Below are 24055 nucleotides of genomic sequence, written 5' to 3'. Positions count from 1 at the left end.
GCCCCCCCAACCTCTATGGAATCGCTCCCAGCGAGCCACAGAGTTTGCAGTTGCACACAATAGGGAGCTCGGCTGAGATGCTGAATACGTTGCATTCAATGCGCGGGGATAGGGTTTGATGCGTATTCCTGTCACAATCATCAGCGGTTATCTCGGAGCAGGAAAGACCACATTGATCAACTCGCTGCTCGGCGAGGATCACGGGCTGCGCCTCTCTGTCTTGATCAATGACTTTGGCAGTATCAACATCGACGAGGCCCTGATCTCGAACAAGACTGTCGACAGCGTCGCGCTCACCAATGGCTGCGTGTGCTGCTCGCTGGGAGATGATCTTGCACTGAGTGTGAATGACCTTGTGTCTCGTGCTGAGCCACCGGATCACATCCTGATCGAAACCAGCGGTGTGGCCGAACCCGTGGCCATCGCCAATGCGCTGCTAAATGACAGCCGCCTGAGCTATGCGGGCATTGTTACGGTTGTGGATGGTTCGAATTTCTCCACACTCATGGACGACCCCTTGTTGAAGCCACAGGTCACGCAGCAGATCTGTGCGGCGGACCTTGTACTGGTGAGCAAGCTAGAACACGAGAGTGATGACGGCGTCATCGCGGCACTCGGCGCACTCGGCGCTCGCACGCCCACGCTGACATCTGACATCGAACTCTCTCGTCTGCTATTCGACATCACGCCGCTTCCACGCAGCAAAAGCACCGTTTCCCATCCCGGCTACGTCAGCTGGCATCACCGCAGCACCGAAGTCATCGACCGCCGCGCCCTCGGCGACAAGCTCGCGGAGCGCCCGGAGGGGCTCTATCGCATGAAAGGTTTTGTGCTGACTTCCGGCGGGGCTTACCAGCTCCATATCGTTGGCCGACATGTCGAAGCCCGCCGCTGCGACGCCAATGAAACCCTCCTGGTGGCGCTGGGGCCCGAGCAGCGGATCAGCCACGACCAGATCGAGGCCTGGTGGACCGGCAGCTAGGGCCTAACTGCGCCGCCGGACCTGACGACACACCAGGATCACGGGCAAGAGTCCAACGGCCATGATCACAAGAGAGGGCACCGCCGCGCCCTCGAGCCGCTCATCCGCCGCCAACCGATGCGCCTGCACCGCAAGAGTGTCGAAGTTGAAGGGGCGCATGATCAAAGTCGCGGGCAGTTCCTTCATCACGTCCACAAAAACAATCAGCAAGGCTGTCAAAAGACTGGGTGTCAGGATCGGCAGATGAACACGGCGCAGCATGCCCAATGGGCTCTGCCCCAAAGACCGTGCCGCTGCATCCATATTTGCATGTACTGTCGCCTGTCCGCCCTCATACGCCCCAAGCGCGGCCGCCATGAACCGCACCATATAGGCCACCACCAAGAGCCAGATCGAGCCCGTCACCAAAAGCCCGGTACGCAGGCCGAAATTGGCCTGCATCCAAGCATCAAGCGCATTGTCGAAGGCGGCAAATGGCACCATGAGACCAACCGCGATCACACCGCCGGGAACTGCATAGCCGAGCCGCGAAATATTGGCCGCCGTGCTCGACAGGCGTCCCGGTTTCAGACGTTGATAAAACCCAAGGCAGACCGCAGCCAGAAGCGTAACCACGGCAGCTGTGCTGGCCAAGGTCAGCGAGTTGGTGATGAAGGAAATATAGCGGCGGCTCAAGAGGTTCTGCTCCGAGTTCAATCCCATCAGGGTCAAGCTTATGAGCGGCACGAGGAACCCAAACACAACCGGCAGCGCGCAGAGGATGATTGCCCCTGCCGCTTTTCCCCGCGACAGCGTGGCCGGGGGCAAAGCAGCCTGTTGCTTGCCTGCGTGGTGATAGCGGGCGCGGCCACGACTGATGCGCTCTGCAACCGCAAGCATCAGCGCAAACCCCAACAAGCATAGCGCCAACTGCGCCGCACCGGCGCGATCCGCCATCGAAAACCAGCTGGTGTAGATACCCGTAGCAAAGGTCTGCACCCCGAAGTAGGCGACCGTGCCATAGTCTGCGATGGTCTCCATCACCGTCAAGAGAACACCCGAAGCCACCGCAGGGCGTGCCATTGGCAGGCTCACACGCCAGAACGCTCGCCACGAGCTGTCGCCAAGCGCCCGCGCCGCGAGGAATGCAGAGGCGCTTTGTTGCAGGAAGGCGGCGCGCGCCAGAAGATAGACATAGGGGTAGAGCACCAGAACAAGCATCAGCGCCGCCCCCCCAAGCGAGCGGATTTCAGGGAACCAGTAGTCTCGCGGCCCCCAGCCTGTCACCTCGCGCAAAGTTGTCTGCACGATGCCCGGATGATCGAGCAGGAACGTATAGCCATAAGCCAGCACATAAGCCGGAAAAGCCAGGGGCAGTACCAGCGCGATCTCAAAGAACCGTGCACCGGGAAAGCGCGTCATTGTCACCAGCCACGCGGCCCCGACCCCGATGGAAAAGGTCCCAAGTGACACCAGCAGTACCAGATACACCGTTGTGCGCGCGTAGCGGGGCAGCACAGTCTGGCCAAGATGCGTGATCGTCTCCACCCCGCCCGTCAGGGCTGCGATCGCGACTGCAGCCATCGGCAAAAGGCACGCGATTGCCACCACCCATGCCACCACCTGGAACCGCCGCGCGCCTTTGATGCGCGCAGAGGTTTTACGGCGAGGGGCTGGCGCTTGGGTCTGGCTTGCGTGCGTCATTCATGCGGCCTTCATAACGAGTCGGCCCTGTTTCAAGCATTTTTGTCGGAAATTCCAGCGCAAAGCCGCCGCTGCGACGGCATGTCGGCAACGGCGGCTCACTTGGATCATATCTGTTTGGCTCAGTCGTAGCTGCGCTGATCTTCGATCACCAACCCGTCCTTGGGCAAAGAGCCGGGTGTGACGATATCGACCGTGCCTTTCAATTTGAGGACATCGACCACCGAGCGGGCAAACGTGATCTCATCGCCGCCATTGGCCTCGATACGCACCGTCATCACGTCCATTTCGCCATTGCGCGAAGCAACGACCCGCGCCTTCACGATCTCGTCGTGTTTGTCGACCAGGGCCGCAACCTGCTCGGGACGGACAAACATGCCTTTGATCTTGGTCGTCTGATCGGCACGACCCATCCATCCTTTGATGCGCATATTGGTGCGCCCGCAGGGGCTCTGACCGGGCATCACCGCACTCATGTCGCCGGTCGCAAACCGGATCAACGGGTAGTCTCGGTTGAGCGTTGTCACCACGACCTCGCCCACTTCGCCGGGCGCAACCGGGGTCCCGGTTCCGGGGGTGACGATCTCGACGATGACCTGCTCGTCGACGATCATGCCTTCCATGGCGGCGCTCTCATAAGCGATGTTGCCCAGATCCGCAGTCGCGTAACACTGAAGGCAAGAGATACCGCGATCAGCATATTCCTGACGCAGGCTCGGAAACAGCGCACCACCGCCAACAGCCGCCTTCTTGAAGCCCAGCTCAACGCCCATTTCCTCGGCCTTGTCGAGGATCACCTTGAGGTAGTCCGGGGTGCCAGCATATGTGGTGGCTCCGACATCGCGAGCGGCCGTGACCTGGAGTTCGGTCTGGCCGGTGCCCGCAGGCAGAACCGCAGCCCCAACTGCGCGCGCGCCATTTTCAAAGATCATGCCTGCCGGTGTCAGGTGGTAGCCAAAACAATTCTGCACCACATCGCGTTCGCCGACCCCTGCCGCGTGCAGGAAACGCCCCATGCGCCACCAGTCGTGATCTACGCCACCCGGTTCATAGATCGGTCCGGGAGATTGAAAGATATGCGCAAACCCGTGCGCGGGTTTCACGGTAAACCCGCCAAACGGAGGCTTGGCCGACTGGGCGGCACTCAGGTCGGATTTGCGCAGCACCGGGAGCTCTGCAAGGGCTGAGACCGAGGTGATCTTTTTAGGATCCACATCCGCAAGCTGTGTTGCAAAGCCCGGGGCGGCCTTGGCGCGGGCGATCTGTTCGGGCAACAAAGTCGCCAGATCTGCCGCCCGTTCCTCGGCGCTTCGGGTTTCCAATTTGTCGAAATAGGTCATTTCGTCCCTCCCCGCCTCAGCTCAACCACCGTTTGCGACGGCGATAGGACCGCACATCGCGAAAGCTCTTGCGGCCTTCATCGGACATGCCGAGATAGAATTCTTTCACATCCGGGTTTTCGCGCAGCTCGGCAGCGGGGCCATCCATCACCACACGCCCGGATTCCAGGATGTAGCCGTAGTGGGCATAGCGCAGCGCCACATTGGTGTTCTGTTCCGCCAGAAGGAAGGTCACGCCTTCGTTCTCGTTGATCGACTTCACGATCTCAAAGATCTGCTCTACGAGCTGCGGTGCAAGCCCCATGGACGGCTCATCCAGAAGGATCGTCTCGGGACGGCTCATGAGGGCGCGGCCCATCGCAACCATCTGCTGCTCCCCACCCGAGGTATAGCCCGCCTGGCTTTTGCGCCGTTCCTTGAGGCGCGGGAAATAAGTGTAGACCAGTTCCAGATCCTCTTGGATCTTGGCGTTGCTGTCGCCGCGCGTGTAGGCGCCCGTCAGGAGGTTTTCCTCTACTGTCAGGTGTTCAAAGCAATGGCGGCCTTCCATCACCTGAATAACGCCGGTTTTCACCAGCTCCGCCGGATCCTGCTCGTGAACGTCTCTGCCACGATAGCGGACAGAGCCCTTGGTCACTTCACCACGCTCGGAGTGAAGCAGGTTGGAAATCGCCTTCAGAGTCGTGGTCTTGCCCGCTCCGTTGCCGCCGAGCAGCGCGGTGATGCCGCCCTTGGGCACGTTCAGGCTCACGCCTTTCAGCACGAGGATCACGTGGTTGTAGATCACCTCGATATTGTTGACCTCAAGCAGTGTCTCCGCCTGCACGTCTGTGGAGTTGGCCGCATCCAGCATGTTGAAAGCTATCCTTTGCCAGCGTCCGCTTGGGACGGATCAGATGTGGCGCATGCCGCCACATCGGGTAAGTTTCCTGAACCGCGCCGGAGCAAGACGCCCCGGCGCGAGAGGCGCCTTAGTTGCAGCGCTCTTCGATGTTGTTCTCCGCCGCATAGGATGCGGAGTCTTCGGCCACCAGAGCGTCGATCACCTCTTGGTCAGTCGGGTTAAAGCCCGAAACCAGCGACCAGGTCTGGGTCTCCGCGTCCCACTGGGTCACACCCACGAGACCGGGGCCGCCGTGGTTTTCACAGGTGACATCGAAGGACGGACCAAAGTTCGGCATACCAAGCGCGTTCATCTTTTCAGCCGTGATGGAGAGCGCTTCCATCCCGTCACGCATCATGGAGGCGTCAATTTCGGCAGTCCCGTGGATCTCCTGTGCGGTCTTGGCTGCTTCGACAGCAAGCATCGCCGCATACATGCCGCGGTTATAGAGAACGTTGCCGATCTGATCGCCAGCGCCTGCCGCAAGACCCTTGTCGACGACATGCGTCTGGATGTCGTCAAAGATCGGGAAGTCACGACCAACGTTGTGGAAGGTCACGGCCTTGTAGCCATCCGCCTTGTCGCCAGCAGCCATCACGTCGTGCTCAGCCCCGGACCACCAAACACCGATGAAGTTTTCCATCGGGAAGCGGATGTTGGAGGCTTCTTGAATTGCCACCTGGTTCATCACGCCCCAGCCCCACATCACAACATTGTCGGGACGGTCGCGGCGGATCTGGAGCCACTGCGATTTCTGTTCCTGACCCGGGTGATCAACCGGCAGCAGGCTCAGCTCAAACCCGTGCTTCTTCGAGAGCTCTTCCAGCGTGCGGATCGGCTCTTTGCCATAGGCGGAGTTGTGATAGACCAGCGCGATCTTCTTGCCGTTCAGGTCGCCGCCATTTTCTTCGAGCAGGTAGTTGATCACGCCCGAAGCCCCGTCCCAGTAGTTGGCGGGATAGTTGAAGACGTTAGAGAACACCTTGCCGTTGGCGGCCGAAGTCCGACCATAGCCCATGGTGTGAAGCGGGATGCCATCGGCGGTCACTTTGGGGATCAGCTGATAGGTGATCCCGGTGGAGAGCGGCTGATAGACCAGAGCGCCTTCGCCCTTGGTGGATTCATAGCATTCCACACCTTTTTCGGTGTTGTAGCCGGTCTCACATTCGATCACGCGTGCCATGACGCCGCCGATGCCACCGTCACGCTCGTTCACCAGAGTGAAATAGTCGTTGTAGCCGTCGGAGAACGGAATGCCGCCTGCTGCATAAGGGCCTGTGCGATAGCTGAGATCGGGGAATACCAGATCGGCCATTGCCGGGCTTGCTGCGATCAGTGCGCTCAGCGCCACGCTTGTCAGTTTCAGTTTCATCGGGTGTCATCCTCCCTGAATTTTTCCGATGTGTTTTAGGTCGGGGCCGACCTCCTCTTGCCGCCCCCGGCGAATGTCTTGGTCGCCTTCCCTAGTGCGGGAAGGGCCAGAGCCGCAGTTTCTCCTTGGCGACGCGCCAAAGCTGCGCAAGGCCGTGTGGCTCCAGGATCAGGAACGTGATGATCAGCGCGCCCACGATCACCAGCTGAAAATGTGCGACGATATCCGTCGGCCAGCCCAGCCAATCCACGCCTACGACCTTCAGGATCACCGGCAACAGTACCAGGAACGCGGCCCCCGCAAAGGAGCCAAAGATCGAGCCCAAACCGCCAATGATGACCATGAACAGGACGAGGAACGACTTGTTGATGCCAAAGGCCTCGCCCACTTCGACCGCCCCGAGGTAGACCGCGAAGAACAGCGCGCCCGAGATCCCGACAAAGAAGCCCGAGACCGCAAAAGCCGTCATTTTTGCCTTCAAAGGGTTCACCCCGATGATTTCGGCCGCAATATCCATGTCCCGGATCGCCATCCACGTCCGCCCCTGGGTGCCGCGGGTCAGGTTGCGGGCCACGATGGCGCAGAAGGTCAGGAAAATCAGGCAGAACAGATAGGTCGCCCAGGCCGGTGCGTTGGGGCCAGTGATGATGATGCCAAATACGTCACGCTCGGGCGCGTTGATCTGGCCAGAAGCGGAATAGTTGTAAAACCACGGCACGCGGTTGAAGAGCCAGACCAGGAAGAACTGCGCCGCCAATGTGGCCACCGCCAGATAAAATCCCTTGATGCGCAAACTGGGCAAACCAAAGAGCACGCAGACCAGCGCGGTGATTCCGCCTGCAAGCAGCACATGGATGAACATGGACACTTCGGGAAAGGCTGTCATCAGCTTGTAGCAGGCATAGGCCCCAACCGCCATGAAGCCCCCGGTGCCCAGCGACACCTGCCCGCAGTAACCAACAAGGATATTCAACCCAATCGCCGCAATCGCATAGATGAGGAAGGGCAAGAGGATCGCATTGACCCAATAGTCATTGACTACAAAAGGCACCACACCAAAGGCCAGAGCGAGCACCGCATAGTAGCGGTAGCGATCGAATTTGATCGGAAAAGTCTGACTGTCCTCGACATAGGAGAGTTTGAAATCCCCGGCTTCACGATAGAACATGGCTCAGAGGCTCCCTTCTTTGAGTTTATCGTTTTGCATCAGACCTCTCCCCATTTGGACTGCGCGTCATCGCGCTGGGTTCTGGTCATGCGATTGGAGGGTTTGGCGTAGCCATTCCGCTCCGATATACGCACCAGTTTCAGATAGGCAAAGATGCCTGCAAACAGACCGAGTGCCGCCAAGAGCGTCGCCACGGTAACCTGCCCGCCGGTGTAGCCCTCGCCCGTCAGGGCGAGATAGCCAAAGGCCCAGAATCCAGACCATGCAATGACATTCAGTATGGCAATCAGCTTGGCCATGCGCGACCTCCCACGTTAACCATTTCGTCAGATATCCGGGTTTCGCCACATTTTGCCCCAATCTCCCCGGCAAAATTTGCGTGGGAAAAGTGAGTGGGTGAAATGACCGTAATGCTGGAGAGACTCCGGCAGCTGGAGGCTGCACGGAAGCGAGGAGATCTGACCGACGCCCAATACAGGGACGCCCGGTCGAAACTGCTGTCAGTGGTGGAAGACGCGGAGGTGGAGCCCACCGGACCGCGACCCCGCACCACGGCAACGCGTTCGCAAGCGGCGCGGCCAAGGTCGCGCCCTGCCGCCCCCACGCCCACGCGCCGCGCAGCACCTGCAGCGGCTCCGCATTCGGACAGCGTTGAGCCCCAGGACATGTCGTTCTTTTGGGGGCTGGTTCTGGTGGGACTCTGTGGCGCCGCCATGATCACCTTCCTCATCGGCAGGCTCATCGGAGACATCACTATCGCCCTCACACTGGCCGTCACGGTGGTGGCCGCAGTGGTCATCGCCGCCTTCCAGCGGATGCAGGGCTGAGCCTGCATGCCACCGGAGGTGGGGAGGATATGAGCCTCAGACGCGTTCAATGATCTTCTCGCCAAAGAGGCCTTGCGGACGGAACACCAGGAAGATCAGCGCCAGCACATAGGCGAACCAGTTCTCGGTTGCACCGCCAACCATGGGGCCGATCAGGAATTCAAAGAGCTTCTCTCCGACACCGATGATCAAGCCGCCAACGATCGCACCAGGGATCGAGGTGAAGCCCCCGAGCATCAGAACAGGCAGCGCCTTAAGCGCGATTAGCGACAAGGAGAACTGGACGCCGGATTTGGTGCCCCACATGATGCCCGCAACCAAAGCGACGAAACCAGCAACCGACCAGACCAGCACCCAGATGTAGTTGAGCGAAATGCCGACCGACAGTGCTGCCTGGTGATCATCCGCCACCGCGCGCATCGCACGGCCCTGCTTGGTGTACTGGCTAAAGAGTACGAGCCCTGTAACCAGCAGCGCGGCGATTACCGTCGCCACGATGTCGAGGTTGTCGATGAAGAAGCCGTAGCCAAAGATCCCGAAGGTGGTCTCATCGATCCAGAGGTTGATCCCCTGCGGCAGCCCCACATCGAGCGTCTTGATCTCGGAACCCCACATGAGGTCCGCCACGCCTTCGAGGAAATAGGCCAGCCCGATGGTCGCCATGAACAGGATAATCGGTTCCTGGCCGACGAGGTGTTTCATCACCAGGACCTGCACAAGCCACGCCAGCAACACCATGACCGCGACGGTCATCATGATCGCCACGAGGGATGGGACTGTCCATCCAAAGTGGGTGATATGGCCGCCAAAGACCGCGTTGATCAGATGGGAAAAGGGCACCTGCCCTTGCATGATTCCCACAAGGGTCATCGCCGCAAATAGCGCCATAACACCTTGCGCATAATTGAAAATGCCAGAGGCCTTGTAGATCAGCACGAAGCCCAGCGCGACCAGCGCATAAAGCACCCCCGCCATCAGACCGTTGAGCGTCACCTCCATGGCAAAGATCAGTTGATCAGGCATGGTGCGCCTCCTTGTTCATTGCAGTTGCGCGGAAGAAATCAGTCATGGGAGACCCCCAGATAGGCGTCGATGACGTCTTGATTGTTGCGCACCTCGTCCGGGGTGCCGTCACCAATCTTCTTGCCGTAATCCATCACCACCACGCGATCCGAGAGATCCATCACAACGCCCATGTCGTGTTCGATCAGGGCGATGGTCGTGCCAAATTCGTCGTTCACATCGAGAATAAAGCGGGACATGTCCTCTTTTTCCTCAACGTTCATACCGGCCATCGGCTCGTCCAAAAGCAACAGCCTCGGCTCGGCCGCCAGGGCGCGCGCAAGCTCGACGCGTTTTTTCAAACCGTAGGGCAGACGGGCGACGGGCGTTTTGCGGATCGCCTGAATTTCAAGGAAATCGATGATCTTTTCCACGACCTCGCGGTTTTCGACCTCTTCCTTTTCAGCGCGTCCTTTCCAGAAAGCCTGCTGGAACATGCCGGCCTTCATGTAATTGAGCCGCCCCGTCATCACGTTGTCGAGCACGCTCATACCGTCAAACAGCGCGATGTTCTGGAACGTCCGCGCAATGCCCTGCCGAGCCACCTCATAGGGTTTCATCGGCGGGCGCTTGGCGCCGTGGAACCAGACTTCGCCCTCCTGGGGGACATAGAACCCCGAGATGACGTTCAGCATGGAGGACTTACCCGCCCCGTTGGGGCCGATAATCGCACGGATTTCACCTTCGCGGATGTCAAAGGAGATATCCTTGATCGCCACCACGCCGCCAAAGCGCAGGGTGATGTTTTTCATCTCCATGACCACGCCGCCAATGGTGCGGCCATCCTCGGTCACATAGCTCTCAGCCGCATCAAGCATGGGCCACTCCTTTGGAATTTCGCGCCAGATGGGACGGCGGGCGGGGCGATGTGCAGCAAGCCTGCACAAGCGTCGTCAGAGCCGTCATTCCGCTGCCACCTGCTGCGCCATGGGCGATTGCACCTTCGCATCCACGCAGGTCAGCGTTGCACTGATCGCGCCTTTGCGACCGTCTTCATATGTCACTTCGGTCCGGGTCGAGATCTGCTCGGAACCATCATAAAGCGCGGCAATAATGTCGGCGAATTTCTCCTCGACGATGCGACGGCGCACCTTGCGGGTGCGGGTCATCTCGCCATCATCCGCATCGAGCTCCTTGTGCAGCACCACGAAGCGATGCACCTGACAGCCCGACAGCATCTCATCCTGCGCGACTGAGACATTCACCGCCTCAACATGGTTCCGGATGGTCTCCAGCACGCGCGGGTGGCCTGCGAGCTCCTGATAGGAGGCGTAGGCAATGTTGTTGCGCTCTGCCCAGTTGCCCACCGCCGTGAGGTCGATGTTGATAAAGGCCACACAGCGATCCCGGCCGTTGCCAAAGAGCACGGCCTCGAGAATATCCGGATAGAACTTCAGCTTGTTCTCGACGTACTTGGGCGCAAACATCGCGCCGCTGGCCATTTTGCCGACATCCTTGGCGCGGTCGATGATCCGCAGATGGCCGGAGCTTTCCTCGATAAAGCCCGCATCACCCGTGGCAACCCACCCCTCGGCGTCCTTTGTCGAAGCGGTGGATTCCGCATTCTTGTAGTATTCGACAAAGGTCCCCGGCGAGCGGTAGTGGATCTCACCCTTGTCGTCGATCTTGATCTCCACATCCGGTGCAGGCACGCCCACAGTATCCGCGCGCACTTCGCCATCAGGCTGCACAGTAATGAACACCGTGGCCTCTGTCTGACCATAAAGCTGTTTGAGATTGATCCCCAGCGAGCGGTAGAAATCAAAAATCTCCGGTCCAATCGCCTCACCGGCGGTGTAGCCGACGCGAATGCGACCATAGCCGAGCGTGTCCTTCAGGGGACCGTAAACCAAGAGATCCCCAAGGCGATACTTCAGGCGATCCATCATGCCGACAGGTTTGCCATCAAGGATCAGGCCGCCGACCTTCTTGGCATGGGCCAGGAAGTGATGAAACATCTTCTGCTTGAGCTTACCCGCGTCTTCCATGCGGATCATCACATTAGTGAGCTGCCCCTCGAACACGCGCGGCGGTGCAAAGAAATAGGTTGGGCCGATCTCACGCAGATCGGTCATCATGGTGTCTTCGCTCTCGGGGCAGTTGACGCAGAACCCGCACCAGTAGGACTGTCCCAGCGAGAAGATGAAATCCCCGACCCAAGCCATTGGCAGGTAGGACAGGATGTCTTCATTCTCGGTGAGCTTGTCAAAAGTGCTGGCGTTCTTGGCGCTCTCGATCACGTTGCGATTGGACAGCACAACGCCCTTGGGGCGCCCCGTGGTGCCCGACGTATAGAGCATCACGCAGGTGCTATCATACGTGAGCTTCGCCTTCCGCGCCGCAAGATCCGAGCTGAGCTCATCGCGCGCGGCGCGGCCCTGTTCCTGCACGTGGCTGTATTGATGCAGCTGGTGGTGGTCGTATTTGCGCAGACCCTTGGGGTCAACATAGATCATATGCTTGAGGTTGGTCAGCGTGTCCTGAACCTCCAGCACCTTGTCGACCTGTTCCTGATCGCCCGCAATCACATAGGCCGCACCGCAGTGATCCAGCACATAGGCCATCTCCTCGGCACTTGAGTCTTGATAGACCGGCACCGGCACTGCACCGACGCTCTGTGCCGCCACCATCGACCAATAGAGCGATGGCCGGTTGCGTCCGATGATGGCGATGAAATCTCCCTCGGCCACACCAAGGTTCATCAACCCAAGCGCCAGCGCCTCGATTTCCTCGGCGGTTTCTTTCCAGGTCCAACTTTGCCAGATGCCAAACTCTTTTTCCCGGTAGGCCGGGCGGTTGGCATGGACAGTTGCGTTTCTCTCCAGCAGGGCCGGAACAGACATAAGCTGCCCGGCGCCAGACGATGTCTGCGCAGCGGTCTGAGACACGTATTTACTCCTCCCATATCCGGTCCTCCTCGACCGGATTGATCGCTTCACCCACAGGTGCAGGCTGCAATCCTTATGTCCGCATTAGGACGGCTCCTTTGTAACAAAGCAAGTTTTTCGCGATGATTTCTGAAACCTTTCAAATTGTAACAGCCCCGGGTGATCGATCTGCAATTCCTGTCGGACCACCCTCAGGGGCGCAATCACAAGCCACTTTGCCAATGCGCCACAAGCTGTTAGCCAAGAGGCGGGGAGCACGTATGAAACAGAACACGGCACAACGCATGGCGATGATCGACGCAGGCCTGAACCTCATTGCGCAGGCCATGTCGATCTACGACCGCAACCTGCGCCTTGCGGCCTGCAACCATCGCTTTCAGGAAATGTTTTCACTGCCGCCCGAATTGGTGCAAGAGGGCGCGACGTTCGAAGACACCATCCGCTTTATCGCGGTACAGGGCGACTATGGCCCCATTGATGACATCGATTCGTTTGTGCAGCTGCGGGTGGAACAGGCCCGCGCCTTTGTGCCCCATTACGTCGAGCGCCAGCGTGCCAATGGCCATGTGATTTCGATCGAGGGCGCGCCTCTTCCGGAGGGGGGCTGGGTCACGGTCTACACCGACATCACCCGCACAAAGCGGGTTGAAGAATTGCTCCGCGCCCGCTCCGAGGAGCTCTCGGATCAGGTGATGAGCTACACAGAAGAGCTCTCGGCCACCAACCGAAAGCTTGCAGCCACGATCACCACACTTGAAGAGACCCAGCGCCAGCTGACGCAGACCGAGGCCCGCACCCGGCTCACGACCGAAATGATGCCCGCCCATATCGCGCATGTGGATGCGGACGGGCATTATACCTTTACCAACGGACGTTTGAGCAAAGTGTTTCCGGGCCGCCCCTCCGACATTCTCGGCCAGCATATTGCCGAGGCGCTCGGGTCCGCCGCCTATGCCCGCATCGCACCGCACCTCTCGGCGGCCTACCAGGGTGAAAGCCCGGTGTTTGAGTTCACCGAGGATCAGGACAGCCGCCGCCTGCGCGTGGCGTTTACGCCCGACAACGAAGGCGGGGTGTTCATCCTGTCGATGGATGTGACCGAGGAAACCCAGACCCGCGTGGCCCTGCAACAGGCCCGCAAGCGCGAGATCGCCGCGCAGATGACCAGCGGGCTTGCGCATGATTTCTCCAACCTTCTGACCATCATCCTCGGGATGCAGACCCGCCTTGATCGGATGGCCCTGCCCGACGGTGCGGGCGAGCTCGTGGAGGCCACCCTGTCAGCTGCGCGGCGCGGCGGGCGGCTCTTGGATCGGATGGCTGAAATGACCAGCCACCGTGGCCTACGCCCGCAAGCCACCGACCTGCACGCGCTCTTGGACGAGATGAAGATCCTCGCCACGCCGTCACTGCCACAAGGCATCGGTCTCAGCGTGCTGGACAACACAAGCGAGGGGCCGGTCCTTTTGGATCCGGGGCGGCTGCAGGACGCGCTTTTGAACCTGATTTTGAATGCGCGCGACGCCTGCGGCACCAGCGGCCAGATCACGGTTGCCGCGCATCTGGTCGGGCAGACCTGGATCGAATTCTCCGTAAGCGACACAGGCCCCGGCTTTTCAGTGCAAGCGCTTGAGAATGCGCTCAATCCGTTCTTCACCACCAAGGGACAGGAGGGCTCGGGGCTGGGGCTGTCAATGGTCTATGACATGGTGAAATCCGCCGGGGGGGACATCCGCATCAGCAACACCGTCTCCGGCGCGATGGTGACGCTGCGCCTGCCCTACCGCCCAGCGCCGATGGCGGCCGGCGGCATTGCCCTTCTGGTCGAAGACAGCGACACGCTTCGGGCGACCTATCGTCAGGTGCTGATGGATCTTGGATACTCTGTCATCGAGGCCACCAGTGTTGATGAGGCCGTTGCGCTTTTGGCGGATGTCGAAGGGATTGCACTGATCCTGTCGGACATCAAACTGGAAGGTGATGCCACCGGCGTCGATCTCTGCACCCGGCTGGGGCCGGATGCGCCGCCCGTGGTGCTGATGACCTCGCTGCCACATACCGACCCACTCTATCGCGCAGCCCTCACTCTGGCGCCACTCTTGCCAAAACCCTTTGAAAGCGCGCATCTGATGGCGCTCTTGCAACAAAAGGCCGACCATGCCTGATGCCAATGCCCCTCCGCTTGTCACCATTCTCGATGACGAGCCCGAAATCCGCCAGCTGCTGACCGAGACGCTGGAGGATGCCGGGTATCGCACCCAGAGCTTTTCACGCGCCCGCGATTTCGAGGCCGCGCTCAAGCGGGTGACTCCCGATGTCTGCCTTGTGGACCTGTCGCTGCCAGATACCGATGGTTTGGCGCTGGTACACCGGCTGGCGCTCGAACAAGGCGCAAGCGTGATCATCATCTCGGGGCGTGCACAGGTCCAGGATCGGGTCACAGGGCTGGAACTGGGGGCGGACGACTACATCACCAAACCCTTTGACCCGGCAGAAGTGGTCGCGCGCATCCGCGTGCGCCTGCGTGACACCTCGCGCGGGGGGCAACCCGACACGGGGGATCGGGCAGAGTTTTCCGGCTGGACCGCACATTTTGACCGCTACGCACTTGAGGATGAGAATGGCGAGGAGACCGCGTTTTCGCATGCCGAAGGCGAAGTCCTGCGCCTCTTTCTGGAAAGCCCCAAGCGGCTGATCTCCCGCGCGCAGATGATGGAACGGCTCGGCGGCGGAGCCGGTGACAGCTTTGATCGTGCGATGGATGTACGTATTTCACGCCTGCGCACCAAGCTGCGCGAAGATCCTAAAAACCCGCGCCTGATCAAGACGATCTACGGCGCTGGATATATCTTTCTAGGGGATGTGAGCTGGCGTTGAACTCTGCTGCACGAGACCAAACCCTCGGCGGACAACAGGCGCGTTTTGGGCTCTTGCAGCGGTGATTCGGCTGGCGTAGAAAAACCGGATGGCGACCTGTCTGCTCTATAATCACTCTGAAAGCCGCCCCGCCCGGTTTTACCGGATCGAGTTGGCGATGAACCTTTTTGATGAGGTGTCCCTCCTGCGTGAGTGGGGGGTCAAAGGCGGGAAAGGGTGCTCGACAATCCATATCTTCGGCAACCTGCGCGACGCCTCTGTCGCAGCGGATCGGCACCGTCACCGGATGCTGAAACGTGGCTACGACCGCGCCTGAGCTGCACAGGATAACTGCGCCAGACCCGCCTTGGAACAAACATCCGCAGTTTGGCCCTTTCAACCCGGACGCCCCTCCCCTAGTACTTCTGCAACGGGATCAAAGAGGCGCGCATGTCAGAAATCACACTGGTCCGTCACGGCCAGGCCAATACCGCGGCACGGGATGAAGCCAGCTACGACAAGCTGAGCCCCCTTGGCCATCAGCAAGCGCAATGGCTCGGCGACCATCTGCGCGACTGCAAAGACCATTACGCACGCGTCTATTGTGGTACCCTGACCCGGCACGAGGAAACCGCCCGCGCCATGGGGTTCGACGCAGGTGATATCATCCGTGATCCCCGCCTCAACGAAATGGAATACTTTACGCTTGCACAGGCGATGGAAGCTCAGCACGGGCTGGCCATTCCCAAGGAGCGTGAGGGCTTTGTCGCCCATCTGCCAAAGGTTTTTGCCGCGTGGGAAGCAGACCGTATCGATACCCCTCCCGAAAGCTGGCGCGACTTTGAAACCCGCACCAAAGCCGCCTTGGCAGAGATCTCAGAAGGCGAAGGCCCTGCTCTGGTGGTCACCTCCGGCGGGTTGATTTCCATGGTGATGCGTCAGTGCCTTGGATTGGATACTGCCGCCACAGCACGCATCGCGCTTGCGATCATGAACACCTCGCTGCACCGTCTGCACAACATCGGCGGCACCTATGCGCCAGTGCTGTTCAACGGCGTCCCGCATCTCGAAGCCCCCGATCGCCAGTATGCGCGCACCCATCTCTGAGATCCGCCCAGGAGTCCGACATGCAACTCTATTACGCCCCGAACACCATTTCAGTCGCCGTCGCCATCGCGCTCGAGGAGGCGGATCTCGCCTATGAGGCGGTCAAGATCGACTTTGCCGAGAAACAGCAGACCACGCGCGCCTATCATCAGATCAACCCCAAGGGCCGGGTGCCCGCACTGGCGGTTGAGGGCGGCATCCTGACCGAGACTGGTGCGCTCCTTGAATATATCGCGGACCTCGCACCCGAGGCCGAACTGCGACCCTCGGATCCGGTCCTTCAGGCGCGCATGCGCGAGGTGATGTTCTATCTCGCCTCCACCATGCATGTGAACCACGCCCACAAGATGCGGGGCAGCCGCTGGGCCTCCAATCCCGCCTCATTCAAGGACATGGCGCGCAAGGTGCCCGAGACCATGGCCGCCTCTTGCGAGTACATCTGCAACCACGGGCTGCGCGGGCCTTTTGTGCTCGGCGACACACCCTGCCTTGCAGATTTCTACCTCTATGTGGTCTGCACCTGGCTCGAGGGGGACGGCGTGAAGCTGGCAGGTTTTCCAAAACTCAGAGCCTTCATCGAGGCGATGGACGCTCGCGACAGCATCAAGACTGTGCGCGCCAAAGATATGCTTTAAGGAACAAGACTATGACACATCTCTGGGTCCGGGCCGAACAGCGCCTGAACGAGGATCGCGTGGGGCTGACGCCTGCAGGGGCCAAGGCGCTTCTGGAGGCGGGTATTCGCGTTACGGTCGAAGAAAGCAGCAGCCGCGCCATCCCGCTTCAGGGCTACATCGATGCAGGCTGCGAAATTGCGCCAGAAAACGCCTGGCCCGATGCGCCGCGTGACGCCATCATCTTTGGCCTCAAGGAGCTGCCCGACGACGGCACCCCACTGCCCCATCGCCACATCATGTTTGGTCACGCTTTCAAAGGCCAGCACTCCGGCAAGGAGCTTCTGCGCCGGTTCCGCGAAGGCGGCGGGACGCTTTATGATCTGGAGTATCTGGTGGATCCGTCCGGCCGCAGGGTCGCCGCCTTTGGCTATTGGGCCGGGTATGCAGGTGCTGCTGTCACGCTCAAGGCCTGGGCCGCACAGCAGCGCGGCGAAACCTGCGGGCCGGTTGGGGTCTACAAGGACAAGGACGCGCTTCTGGCCGATCTCGGCGGCGAGTTGGACGCCACCGGTGCAGACCGCCCCAAGGCCATCGTCATCGGCGCTCTGGGCCGGGTCGGAACTGGCGCTGCGGATCTCTGCGAGGCGATGGGCGTTGCGGTCACCAAATGGGATATGAACGAGACCGCGAGCGGCGGACCGTTCCCGGAAATCCTCGACCATGATCTGTTCCTGAACTGCATCTTTGCCCGCCCCGGCACGCCCGTTTTTGTGCCCAAAGAGGCGCTTACGGCCGCGCGCAACCTCACCGCAATTGGGGATGTGGCCTGTGATCCGGACAGCGATTACAATCCCGTCCCTGTCTATTCACGCGCAACCACATGGGATGCGCCGGTTGTGCGTGTTGCCAATGATCCAGTCCTGGACGTGATGGCGATCGACAACCTCCCCTCGATGCTTCCTGCCGAAAGCTCCGAGGATTACGCGGATCAGCTTCTGGCAAGCCTTCTGACCCTGTCCGATCTGGATGCGGGCGTCTGGGGCCGGGCCAAGGCGGTCTTTGACGAACATGTGGCGGGCTGAAAAGCCTGCCCAGATCAAGGAGAACAACTATGACTATTCATTGGTGCGGCACCGGCCTCTCCGCCATTCCCGGCCTACGTCGCCTGCTCGAAGCGGGTCACGACGTCGCCGTCTGGAACCGCACACCCGCAAAAGCCGCCGAGGCTGTTGGGGATCTGACCACCAACATCCACAAATTCTCCATTGCACGCCTCTCGGAGCTTCTGAGCCCAGCGGACGTCGTGGTCTCCATGCTGCCCGGCGACTGGCATGTGGAACTCGCCGAGCTCGCAATTTCCAAGGGGGCGCATTTTGTGTCCTCCTCCTACATCTCGCCGGAGATGCGCGCCCTCGACCAAAAGGCCAAAGACGCCGGAGTCGCGCTGGTAAATGAGGTCGGGCTTGATCCGGGCATCGATCACCTGATGGCCCATGCCCTCGTGGCTGAATACGCGGAATCTCCGGCCTTCGACGCGGACAATGAGATCAGCTTTCTGTCCTATTGTGGCGGCATCCCAAAGATCCCGAACCCATTTCGCTACAAGTTCAGCTGGTCGCCCCTCGGCGTGCTGAAGGCCCTGCGCTCGCCCTCGCGCTCGATCCGCGATTTTGAGGTTCTGGACGTGGCACGCCCCTGGGATGCAATCTCCAGCTATGATGCGCCGCTTGCGACGCCCGAAACCTTTGAGGTTTATCCCAACCGCGACAGTCTGCCGTTCATGGAGCAATATCACTTCGACAAGGACTGGAAGGTCAAAACCTTCGTGCGCGGCACACTACGTCTGGATGGCTGGACCGAGGCCTGGGCGGATGTCTTCAAAGAGGTTGAAACGCTTGAAGGCCCCGAAGGCGACGCCCGCCTCAAGGAAATGTCCGATCAGTTCTGGGACGAAAACGCCTATGACGACGGCGAGCCGGATCGCGTGGTGCTCTGTGTGGACCTCAAGGCGGAAAAAGACGGCCAGGCCAAGTGGCACAAGACCTATGTGATGGACGCATGGGGCGACGAGCGCGGAAGCGCCATGGCGCGTCTGGTGTCCTATCCGGTGTCCTACGCCATTGAGGCCGCGATGAACGGCAAGATCGCACCCGGCGTCAGCGCCGCGCCCAGCGATCCAGCGCTGGTGGACAGCTGGATGGGGCGCATCGGCGCACTGGCGCAGCACCTTCAGGTGGTGTCCCACCGCTCCTGAAGCCGCGCCCCTACTGCGCAAACACTATCAATGGCCCCGCCAGCACCCGCTGGCGGGTTTTTTTGTGCGCAACCGCAATTCGTTAGCGGCCCATCACATCCTCAGCCGCCGCTGTGACATCAATACCGAGCGCCTCAAGCCCCGCCTCAATGTCATAGGCCAGGTTCGGCGTCGCCAGGAGGTAATCCTCGGTGGGAGTCGTCTTTTCACGACGGGCAGTTTCGACAGCCTGCTCGAATTCCTCGGCCTCAAACACGCCGCGCCCAGTCCAAACCAAGGCTACCAGCTCGGCTTGTTCATCTTCGTTCATATCCGCAATGAAGGCGCGCAGCTCGGGTTCAGCCCGCTCGATCTCGCGTGCCATCAACGCCACCTGTTCTGCCTTGTTGCTTGCAATCTCCGTCATCTTGCGCGTCCTCCTGCAAAGCTGTTGCTTCGCTTACAGTGACAGCCCGAAGGCCAGATGACCTTGATCTACAGCAAATCAGCACGCCTCCTTGCGCGGGCGTTCCTTCTGTCCAAAGAGGGCGAGCGGCTGGTTGCGCCCGCGCAATGGTGCCGGCTCCAGCGCAATCCAACCTGCACGCGCGGGCTCCCCTGCCGCCGCAAGCACTGCGTCCGAGACAATAATCTCCATCGCGCAGGCCTTGGTCATTTGTTCAAGCCGTGCGGCAATATTCACGGTATCACCAAGGGCCGTATACTCCAGACGGTCTTCATCTCCGACCACACCGGAGAAAACCTCGCCCCAATGAAGCCCGATGCCCACGCTCACGGCGCTGCGCCCTGCCTTTAGCCGGGTTTCAGACCAATCCTGCACTTCTTCCGAGAGCCTTTGTGCGCACTCAAGCGCCCGTTGGGGAGCGGCCTCGCCATCAAACAACAGCATCGCGCCATCGCCGATAAACTTATCGACCATGCCGCCGGTTTCGCGGGCCGCCTTCTGAACCCGAATGCGATATTCGGTGACAAAGGCGCCAACCTCGGCCGGATCGCGCCCCTCCGCCCAGGAGGTAAAGCCGCGAATATCGACAAACATAACAGCCATATCCTGCCGCTGTTCCTGCCGCACATCTGCAAGGGTTTCGCCCTGAATACGGTCCGCCAACCGAGCGGGCAGATAGCGGGTCAGCAGCAGGCGCTTCTCCGTCTCGATCAAGGTTCGATGCAGCAGATCCCGAAGCGCCGCCGCCGCAACCACCAGAACCACGCCTGCAAGCAGGATCATGGTCAGACGCACGATGTTGGGTGGCACGGACACAAGATGTTTGATGCGATTGATCGCGTCGGGTGACACCGTCACATCGCTCACAAAACTCAGATACCCGAGACCCGCAACGATCAGCACCACACAATAGGCCTGCAGATAAGGATTGAACCGCAAAACGGCAAAGGCCATCACCACGGGAACCAGCCAGGTCGGCGGCAACAGGAATGTTAGGGCTCCGGGCATGGAGATGTTCTCAAGCCCCACCCAGGCATTCACTAGCATAAACAGACAATCCAGCGTCACCACCGGCCAGATCATCCAGCGCCGAAACCGCCCACTGCGCGCAAGCCACAGGCTGAACACCCCAAGGAGCAGGTAGGACAGCATCGACAGGACGGCGAAAATCCACTGTTCCCGCAGAAAATCAGCAATCTCCTCGGGTGGTTCACCCACCGCGAGGAAGAAGACCACCATGAGCCCAAGCGCGACGAAAATCCGCAGGATCGAGACAACCTTCTCCGCCCGCAGCTCCGCTTCGCGCAAGAGTGCCGCATCCGGTGCGGTGCGACGGTGGCGCAGAGGTCTCATTCGCCCGGGTGCTCAAGGGCAACAACCCGCGATACGCTCTCTGGGTTAAGGTCCTCAAAGTCAAAATTATCTAGCCGCTGGGCGCGTCGCCCAGCCTTGTCGGCGCTGATCTTGATATCGGAAATATCCCGTTGGGCTTGCGCGAAATGCCGATCGAGATTGCCCACCCGGTCGCCGAGACGTTCAACATCCTTGTGCAGCAGACCCAGTTCCTGGCGAATGGCACCCGCCTGTTCGCGCATGCGGGCATCTTTCAGGATCGCCCGCATCGTGTTCAGCGTCGCCATGCATGTGGTGGGCGAGACGATCCAGACCTTGAGCGAGAACCCTTCGCGCACCACATCCGAGAAATTCGCGTGTAGCTCTGCATAGACCGCCTCTGAAGGCAGAAACATCAGCGCCCCGTCGGCGGTTTCCCCGTCGAGGATATATTTCTCAGCGATGTCTCGGATATGTTTGCGCAGCGCGCCCTTAAGGAGCCGGGCCGCTTGGGCGCGCGCCTCCTGGGTTTCAGCGCCGCGCAGCGCTTCATAGGGCTCGAGCGGGAACTTGCTGTCGATCACGATGGGCCCGGGCGGGTTGGGCAAGTGGATCAAGCAGTCCGCGCGTTTGCCATTGGAGAGCGTGTGTTGGAATGCATAGGAATCGCTCGGCAGCGCCTTTGAGACAATGTCATTCAACTGGATCTCACCAAAGGCGCCCCGCGTCTGCTTGTTTGACAGGATATCCTGCAGCGACAGCACATCGCCCGAGAGCTTCGTGATATTGTCCTGCGCCTTGTCGATCACCGCAAGCCGTTCTTGCAACTGGGTGAGCGAGGTGGCAGTGCGTTTGGCATTCCCGTGCAGGCTCTCGGCCATGCGCTCCTGCATCTCGGACATTGCGCGCGCCTGTTTCATCGCGTTTTCTGCCAGCCGGTCGTTCATCCGCTGTTGCACATCTCCAAGGCGCGCTTCCATGGTCTGAAGGATCTGCATCTGCGCATGCGCCTGAGTGTCCGACACTGTCTGCAAGTTGCCGCGCAAGGCGTCCTGCCCGGCAGAGAGCTGCTGCGCCACATGCCCGAGCGTGTGCATCTGCTGGCTCAGGGGCTCCAGTGCGCGGGCGGTGCGCGCCGACGTGCGCCACGATTGAAACAGCAACACAAGCACCAAAAGCATGCCTGCGCCGGCGGCCCAAAGGACGGGTCCTGCGGCGCTCATATTGGCGATGGCAATCTCCATGCCGTCCATCAGATCTTCCTTAGCTGCGCCCAAAGAGGCGCTCGATATCCGCGAGTTTGAGCTCCACATAGGTGGGTCTGCCGTGATTGCACTGGCCGGAATGGGGCGTGTCTTCCATTTCCCGCAGGAGCGCGTTCATTTCCTCTCCGCGCATGCGCCGTCCGGAGCGGATCGAGCCATGACAGGCCACCCGCGACAGGATTGCCTCAAGGCGCGCCTGCACCAGCTGGCTCTCACCCTGATCCGCCAGCTCATCCAGAATGTCGCGGATCATAGCCTCGGCATTGACCTCGCCCAGAATGGCGGGCGTTTCTCGCACAGCCACGGCGCTGCCGCCAAAGGCCTCAATACCCAGTCCCAACTTGGCAAGATCCTCGGCAACTTCCAGCAGGCGCGCACAATCCCCATCCGAGAGTTCAATGATTTCGGGGATCAGCAGACCTTGGGTCGCGACGCCATTCTCGGCCATCTGACGTTTGAGCCGCTCATAAACGAGCCGTTCATGGGCGGCGTGCTGATCGACGATCACCATCCCGTCGCGGGTCTGGGCGATGATATAATTCTCATGCACCTGCCCGCGTGCCGCGCCAAGGGGCTGATCCTCGGCGGGGGGCTGAGCCTCCTCAAGAGGTGTCTCTTCGACCAGACGGCCACTATAAGCGCCCGAGAACTCGGCAAACCCTGCCGCATCAGAGGGAGGCGGCGCAGCATAGGACGGTGCCTGCGGCTGAGCGGGGGCCTGCGCCGCATAGGCGCTGTGCCGTGCGCCCAAGGACGGCCGGTCCATCTGATACACCCGCGGCGCCCCTGTCGCGGTGGGCTGTTCCGGTCGCATCGCCCCCAGGGTTGCGCCTGCCACGGTGCTGGAGGCACGATGGCCGGCCTCGGCGAGCGCGTGGCGCAGCGCCGAGACGATCAGCCCGCGCGCCAGCCCCGGATCACGAAAGCGCACCTCGGATTTTGCCGGATGCACGTTCACATCCACCAGCGTCGGGTCACAGTCGATAAAGAGGGCCGCCGCCGGGTGTCGTTCCCGGCTGAGGAAATCCATATAGGCCGCCCGCAACGCGCCCGTGAGCATCTTGTCCTTTACCGGACGCGCATTCACAAACAGGAACTGCGTCACTGCCGCGCCGCGCGAATAGGTCGGCAGGGCCGCATAGCCATAAAGCCGGATACCTTCTCGCGTGGCATCGATTTTCAGGGCGTTCTCGGCGAACTCACGCCCGATGACATGCGCCAGCCGACCGTGCAACGCATCAAAGAGATCGCCGTTCATGGGATCTGCGCGGAAGGTCACGCGGCCCTCGCCGCCACCTGAGACATCGCGCAAGGTGAAGCCCACTGAAGGCTCTGCCATCGCCAGCCGCTTGACCGTGTCCGAGATCGCCTGCGTTTCCGCCCGGTCGGTGCGCATGAACTTGAGCCGCGCAGGTGTTGCAAAAAACAAATCGCGCAGCTCCACGATGCTACCCTGCCGGAGCGCCGCAGGCTTCACAGGCTCCATATGGCCGCCTGACACGCGGATCTGGGCTGCGTCATGTCCTTCGGCCCGGCTGGTGATCGCCAGCCGCCCCACCGCGCCAAGGCTCGGCAGCGCCTCGCCCCGAAAGCCAAAGGTGTGAATGTTCAACAGATCAGAGCCATCAATCTTGGAAGTCGCATGGCGCGACAGCGCCAACGGCAGGTCCTCTGGTGTCATCCCGCAGCCATTGTCGATCACCCGGATCAGCGTCTTACCACCATCGGCGATCTCTACCGTGATGCGGGTCGCACCGGCGTCGATGGCGTTTTCCACAAGTTCCTTGACGGCCGAGGCCGGACGCTCGACCACCTCACCAGCCGCGATGCGGTTGATGGCGCCGTCATCCAGTTGCCGGATCACGGGACGCGCGGGTTTGGCCGGCGCCTCAGTCGGTGATTTTTCGCTGATTTGGGGGTCGATTGTAGCCATGCCGCAATATTTAGCATGCCAGCCCGCGATTCTGCCACCCG

At 60.6% G+C, this 24055-nt stretch carries 22 protein-coding genes; 9 read left to right on the top strand and 13 right to left on the bottom strand.

Annotation, left to right across the window (positions count from 1 at the left end; genetic code table 11):
• Positions 1 to 118: 118 nt before the first annotated feature.
• The gene (locus ACZ1HH_RS00610) at positions 119 to 982 is read left to right on the top strand and encodes a CobW family GTP-binding protein (protein ID WP_011537492.1); all 864 of its coding nucleotides are present in this window, start codon (positions 119 to 121) and stop codon (positions 980 to 982) included.
• Positions 983 to 985: 3 nt separating this feature from the next.
• Here ACZ1HH_RS00610 and ACZ1HH_RS00605 read toward each other — a convergent pair whose 3' ends face one another.
• The 6 genes from ACZ1HH_RS00605 to ACZ1HH_RS00580 form a co-directional block, all read right to left on the bottom strand.
• Positions 986 to 2665 (bottom strand): ABC transporter permease, encoded by a 1680-nt coding sequence (locus tag ACZ1HH_RS00605; protein ID WP_487320330.1) that lies wholly within the window; start codon positions 2663 to 2665, stop codon positions 986 to 988.
• A gap of 122 nt (positions 2666 to 2787) precedes the next feature.
• Positions 2788 to 4005 carry a phenylacetate--CoA ligase family protein gene (locus tag ACZ1HH_RS00600; protein ID WP_011537490.1) on the bottom strand — a complete coding sequence of 406 codons (1218 nt, stop codon included), beginning with the start codon at positions 4003 to 4005 and terminating at the stop codon, positions 2788 to 2790.
• Between the two features lie 16 nt (positions 4006 to 4021).
• Complete coding sequence (locus ACZ1HH_RS00595) at positions 4022 to 4858, bottom strand: ABC transporter ATP-binding protein (protein ID WP_011537489.1); 837 nt, start codon at positions 4856 to 4858, stop codon at positions 4022 to 4024.
• Positions 4859 to 4976: 118 nt separating this feature from the next.
• Positions 4977 to 6260, bottom strand: coding sequence for an ABC transporter substrate-binding protein (locus tag ACZ1HH_RS00590; protein ID WP_472637035.1), 1284 nt, complete (start codon positions 6258 to 6260; stop codon positions 4977 to 4979).
• 91 nt (positions 6261 to 6351) lie between these two features.
• Positions 6352 to 7428, bottom strand: coding sequence for a branched-chain amino acid ABC transporter permease (locus ACZ1HH_RS00585; RefSeq protein WP_011537487.1), 1077 nt, complete (start codon positions 7426 to 7428; stop codon positions 6352 to 6354).
• Positions 7429 to 7466: 38 nt separating this feature from the next.
• Entirely contained in the window at positions 7467 to 7727 is a 261-nt protein-coding gene (locus ACZ1HH_RS00580; RefSeq protein WP_472637034.1) for a hypothetical protein, read from the bottom strand.
• Between the two features lie 366 nt (positions 7728 to 8093).
• On the opposite strand from ACZ1HH_RS00580, the gene ACZ1HH_RS00575 reads away from it, so the two are divergent.
• Entirely contained in the window at positions 8094 to 8255 is a 162-nt protein-coding gene (locus tag ACZ1HH_RS00575; protein ID WP_254658846.1) for a hypothetical protein, read from the top strand.
• A 36-nt stretch (positions 8256 to 8291) separates the two neighbouring features.
• On the opposite strand, the gene ACZ1HH_RS00570 is transcribed toward ACZ1HH_RS00575, so the two are convergent.
• From ACZ1HH_RS00570 to ACZ1HH_RS00560, 3 genes are all read right to left on the bottom strand, one after another.
• Positions 8292 to 9278, bottom strand: a complete 987-nt coding sequence (locus tag ACZ1HH_RS00570; RefSeq protein WP_168610086.1) for a branched-chain amino acid ABC transporter permease — start codon at positions 9276 to 9278, stop codon at positions 8292 to 8294.
• A gap of 38 nt (positions 9279 to 9316) precedes the next feature.
• Positions 9317 to 10135 carry an ABC transporter ATP-binding protein gene (locus ACZ1HH_RS00565; RefSeq protein ID WP_472637032.1) on the bottom strand — a complete coding sequence of 273 codons (819 nt, stop codon included), beginning with the start codon at positions 10133 to 10135 and terminating at the stop codon, positions 9317 to 9319.
• A gap of 84 nt (positions 10136 to 10219) precedes the next feature.
• Positions 10220 to 12160 carry an AMP-binding protein gene (locus ACZ1HH_RS00560; RefSeq protein ID WP_044026975.1) on the bottom strand — a complete coding sequence of 647 codons (1941 nt, stop codon included), beginning with the start codon at positions 12158 to 12160 and terminating at the stop codon, positions 10220 to 10222.
• A 305-nt stretch (positions 12161 to 12465) separates the two neighbouring features.
• Here ACZ1HH_RS00560 and ACZ1HH_RS00555 point away from each other — a divergent pair, with 305 nt between their 5' ends.
• The 7 genes from ACZ1HH_RS00555 (at position 12466) to ACZ1HH_RS00525 (ending at position 19039) form a co-directional block, all read left to right on the top strand.
• Positions 12466 to 14370 carry a PAS-domain containing protein gene (locus ACZ1HH_RS00555; protein WP_168610084.1) on the top strand — a complete coding sequence of 635 codons (1905 nt, stop codon included), beginning with the start codon at positions 12466 to 12468 and terminating at the stop codon, positions 14368 to 14370.
• A complete protein-coding gene (locus tag ACZ1HH_RS00550; protein ID WP_472637031.1) occupies positions 14363 to 15082 on the top strand; it encodes a response regulator transcription factor in 720 nt (239 codons plus the stop codon). Before ACZ1HH_RS00555 ends, ACZ1HH_RS00550 begins: the two co-directional genes overlap by 8 nt.
• A gap of 88 nt (positions 15083 to 15170) precedes the next feature.
• Entirely contained in the window at positions 15171 to 15398 is a 228-nt protein-coding gene (locus ACZ1HH_RS00545) for a WGR domain-containing protein (protein WP_011537479.1), read from the top strand.
• 113 nt (positions 15399 to 15511) lie between these two features.
• Positions 15512 to 16168: a histidine phosphatase family protein gene (locus ACZ1HH_RS00540; RefSeq protein WP_472637030.1), complete on the top strand. Its 657-nt coding sequence runs from the start codon at positions 15512 to 15514 to the stop codon at positions 16166 to 16168.
• A 20-nt stretch (positions 16169 to 16188) separates the two neighbouring features.
• Positions 16189 to 16803, top strand: a complete 615-nt coding sequence (locus ACZ1HH_RS00535; protein ID WP_472637029.1) for a glutathione S-transferase family protein — start codon at positions 16189 to 16191, stop codon at positions 16801 to 16803.
• An 11-nt stretch (positions 16804 to 16814) separates the two neighbouring features.
• Entirely contained in the window at positions 16815 to 17867 is a 1053-nt protein-coding gene (locus ACZ1HH_RS00530) for a saccharopine dehydrogenase (protein WP_472637028.1), read from the top strand.
• Between the two features lie 29 nt (positions 17868 to 17896).
• Positions 17897 to 19039, top strand: coding sequence for a saccharopine dehydrogenase family protein (locus ACZ1HH_RS00525; RefSeq protein ID WP_472637027.1), 1143 nt, complete (start codon positions 17897 to 17899; stop codon positions 19037 to 19039).
• An 82-nt stretch (positions 19040 to 19121) separates the two neighbouring features.
• Here ACZ1HH_RS00525 and ACZ1HH_RS00520 read toward each other — a convergent pair whose 3' ends face one another.
• From ACZ1HH_RS00520 to mutL, 4 genes are all read right to left on the bottom strand, one after another.
• Positions 19122 to 19445 carry a DUF3775 domain-containing protein gene (locus tag ACZ1HH_RS00520; protein ID WP_011537474.1) on the bottom strand — a complete coding sequence of 108 codons (324 nt, stop codon included), beginning with the start codon at positions 19443 to 19445 and terminating at the stop codon, positions 19122 to 19124.
• Positions 19446 to 19523: 78 nt separating this feature from the next.
• Positions 19524 to 20837, bottom strand: a complete 1314-nt coding sequence (locus tag ACZ1HH_RS00515; RefSeq protein ID WP_472637026.1) for an adenylate/guanylate cyclase domain-containing protein — start codon at positions 20835 to 20837, stop codon at positions 19524 to 19526.
• A complete protein-coding gene (locus ACZ1HH_RS00510; protein WP_472637025.1) occupies positions 20834 to 22069 on the bottom strand; it encodes a DNA recombination protein RmuC in 1236 nt (411 codons plus the stop codon). Before ACZ1HH_RS00510 ends, ACZ1HH_RS00515 begins: the two co-directional genes overlap by 4 nt.
• Before the next feature lie 10 nt (positions 22070 to 22079).
• Entirely contained in the window at positions 22080 to 24014 is a 1935-nt protein-coding gene (gene mutL, locus ACZ1HH_RS00505; protein WP_472637024.1) for a DNA mismatch repair endonuclease MutL, read from the bottom strand.
• Positions 24015 to 24055 lie beyond the last annotated feature (41 nt).

The organism is Epibacterium sp. HA2-3, assembly GCF_055693725.2.
This window is presented reverse-complemented; position numbering and strand designations above follow the sequence as displayed.

What these genes read in the sequence shown, in the direction of transcription:
- ACZ1HH_RS00610 (WP_011537492.1), top strand. Translation starts at nt 119, where the DNA reads ATGCGTATTCCTGTCACAATCATCAGCGGTTATCTCGGAGCAGGAAAG.
- ACZ1HH_RS00605 (WP_487320330.1), bottom strand. Translation starts at nt 2,665, where the DNA reads ATGACGCACGCAAGCCAGACCCAAGCGCCAGCCCCTCGCCGTAAAACC.
- ACZ1HH_RS00600 (WP_011537490.1), bottom strand. Translation starts at nt 4,005, where the DNA reads ATGACCTATTTCGACAAATTGGAAACCCGAAGCGCCGAGGAACGGGCG.
- ACZ1HH_RS00595 (WP_011537489.1), bottom strand. Translation starts at nt 4,858, where the DNA reads ATGCTGGATGCGGCCAACTCCACAGACGTGCAGGCGGAGACACTGCTT.
- ACZ1HH_RS00590 (WP_472637035.1), bottom strand. Translation starts at nt 6,260, where the DNA reads ATGAAACTGAAACTGACAAGCGTGGCGCTGAGCGCACTGATCGCAGCA.
- ACZ1HH_RS00585 (WP_011537487.1), bottom strand. Translation starts at nt 7,428, where the DNA reads ATGTTCTATCGTGAAGCCGGGGATTTCAAACTCTCCTATGTCGAGGAC.
- ACZ1HH_RS00580 (WP_472637034.1), bottom strand. Translation starts at nt 7,727, where the DNA reads ATGGCCAAGCTGATTGCCATACTGAATGTCATTGCATGGTCTGGATTC.
- ACZ1HH_RS00575 (WP_254658846.1), top strand. Translation starts at nt 8,094, where the DNA reads ATGTCGTTCTTTTGGGGGCTGGTTCTGGTGGGACTCTGTGGCGCCGCC.
- ACZ1HH_RS00570 (WP_168610086.1), bottom strand. Translation starts at nt 9,278, where the DNA reads ATGCCTGATCAACTGATCTTTGCCATGGAGGTGACGCTCAACGGTCTG.
- ACZ1HH_RS00565 (WP_472637032.1), bottom strand. Translation starts at nt 10,135, where the DNA reads ATGCTTGATGCGGCTGAGAGCTATGTGACCGAGGATGGCCGCACCATT.
- ACZ1HH_RS00560 (WP_044026975.1), bottom strand. Translation starts at nt 12,160, where the DNA reads ATGTCTGTTCCGGCCCTGCTGGAGAGAAACGCAACTGTCCATGCCAAC.
- ACZ1HH_RS00555 (WP_168610084.1), top strand. Translation starts at nt 12,466, where the DNA reads ATGAAACAGAACACGGCACAACGCATGGCGATGATCGACGCAGGCCTG.
- ACZ1HH_RS00550 (WP_472637031.1), top strand. Translation starts at nt 14,363, where the DNA reads ATGCCTGATGCCAATGCCCCTCCGCTTGTCACCATTCTCGATGACGAG.
- ACZ1HH_RS00545 (WP_011537479.1), top strand. Translation starts at nt 15,171, where the DNA reads ATGGCGACCTGTCTGCTCTATAATCACTCTGAAAGCCGCCCCGCCCGG.
- ACZ1HH_RS00540 (WP_472637030.1), top strand. Translation starts at nt 15,512, where the DNA reads ATGTCAGAAATCACACTGGTCCGTCACGGCCAGGCCAATACCGCGGCA.
- ACZ1HH_RS00535 (WP_472637029.1), top strand. Translation starts at nt 16,189, where the DNA reads ATGCAACTCTATTACGCCCCGAACACCATTTCAGTCGCCGTCGCCATC.
- ACZ1HH_RS00530 (WP_472637028.1), top strand. Translation starts at nt 16,815, where the DNA reads ATGACACATCTCTGGGTCCGGGCCGAACAGCGCCTGAACGAGGATCGC.
- ACZ1HH_RS00525 (WP_472637027.1), top strand. Translation starts at nt 17,897, where the DNA reads ATGACTATTCATTGGTGCGGCACCGGCCTCTCCGCCATTCCCGGCCTA.
- ACZ1HH_RS00520 (WP_011537474.1), bottom strand. Translation starts at nt 19,445, where the DNA reads ATGACGGAGATTGCAAGCAACAAGGCAGAACAGGTGGCGTTGATGGCA.
- ACZ1HH_RS00515 (WP_472637026.1), bottom strand. Translation starts at nt 20,837, where the DNA reads ATGAGACCTCTGCGCCACCGTCGCACCGCACCGGATGCGGCACTCTTG.
- ACZ1HH_RS00510 (WP_472637025.1), bottom strand. Translation starts at nt 22,069, where the DNA reads ATGGACGGCATGGAGATTGCCATCGCCAATATGAGCGCCGCAGGACCC.
- mutL (WP_472637024.1), bottom strand. Translation starts at nt 24,014, where the DNA reads ATGGCTACAATCGACCCCCAAATCAGCGAAAAATCACCGACTGAGGCG.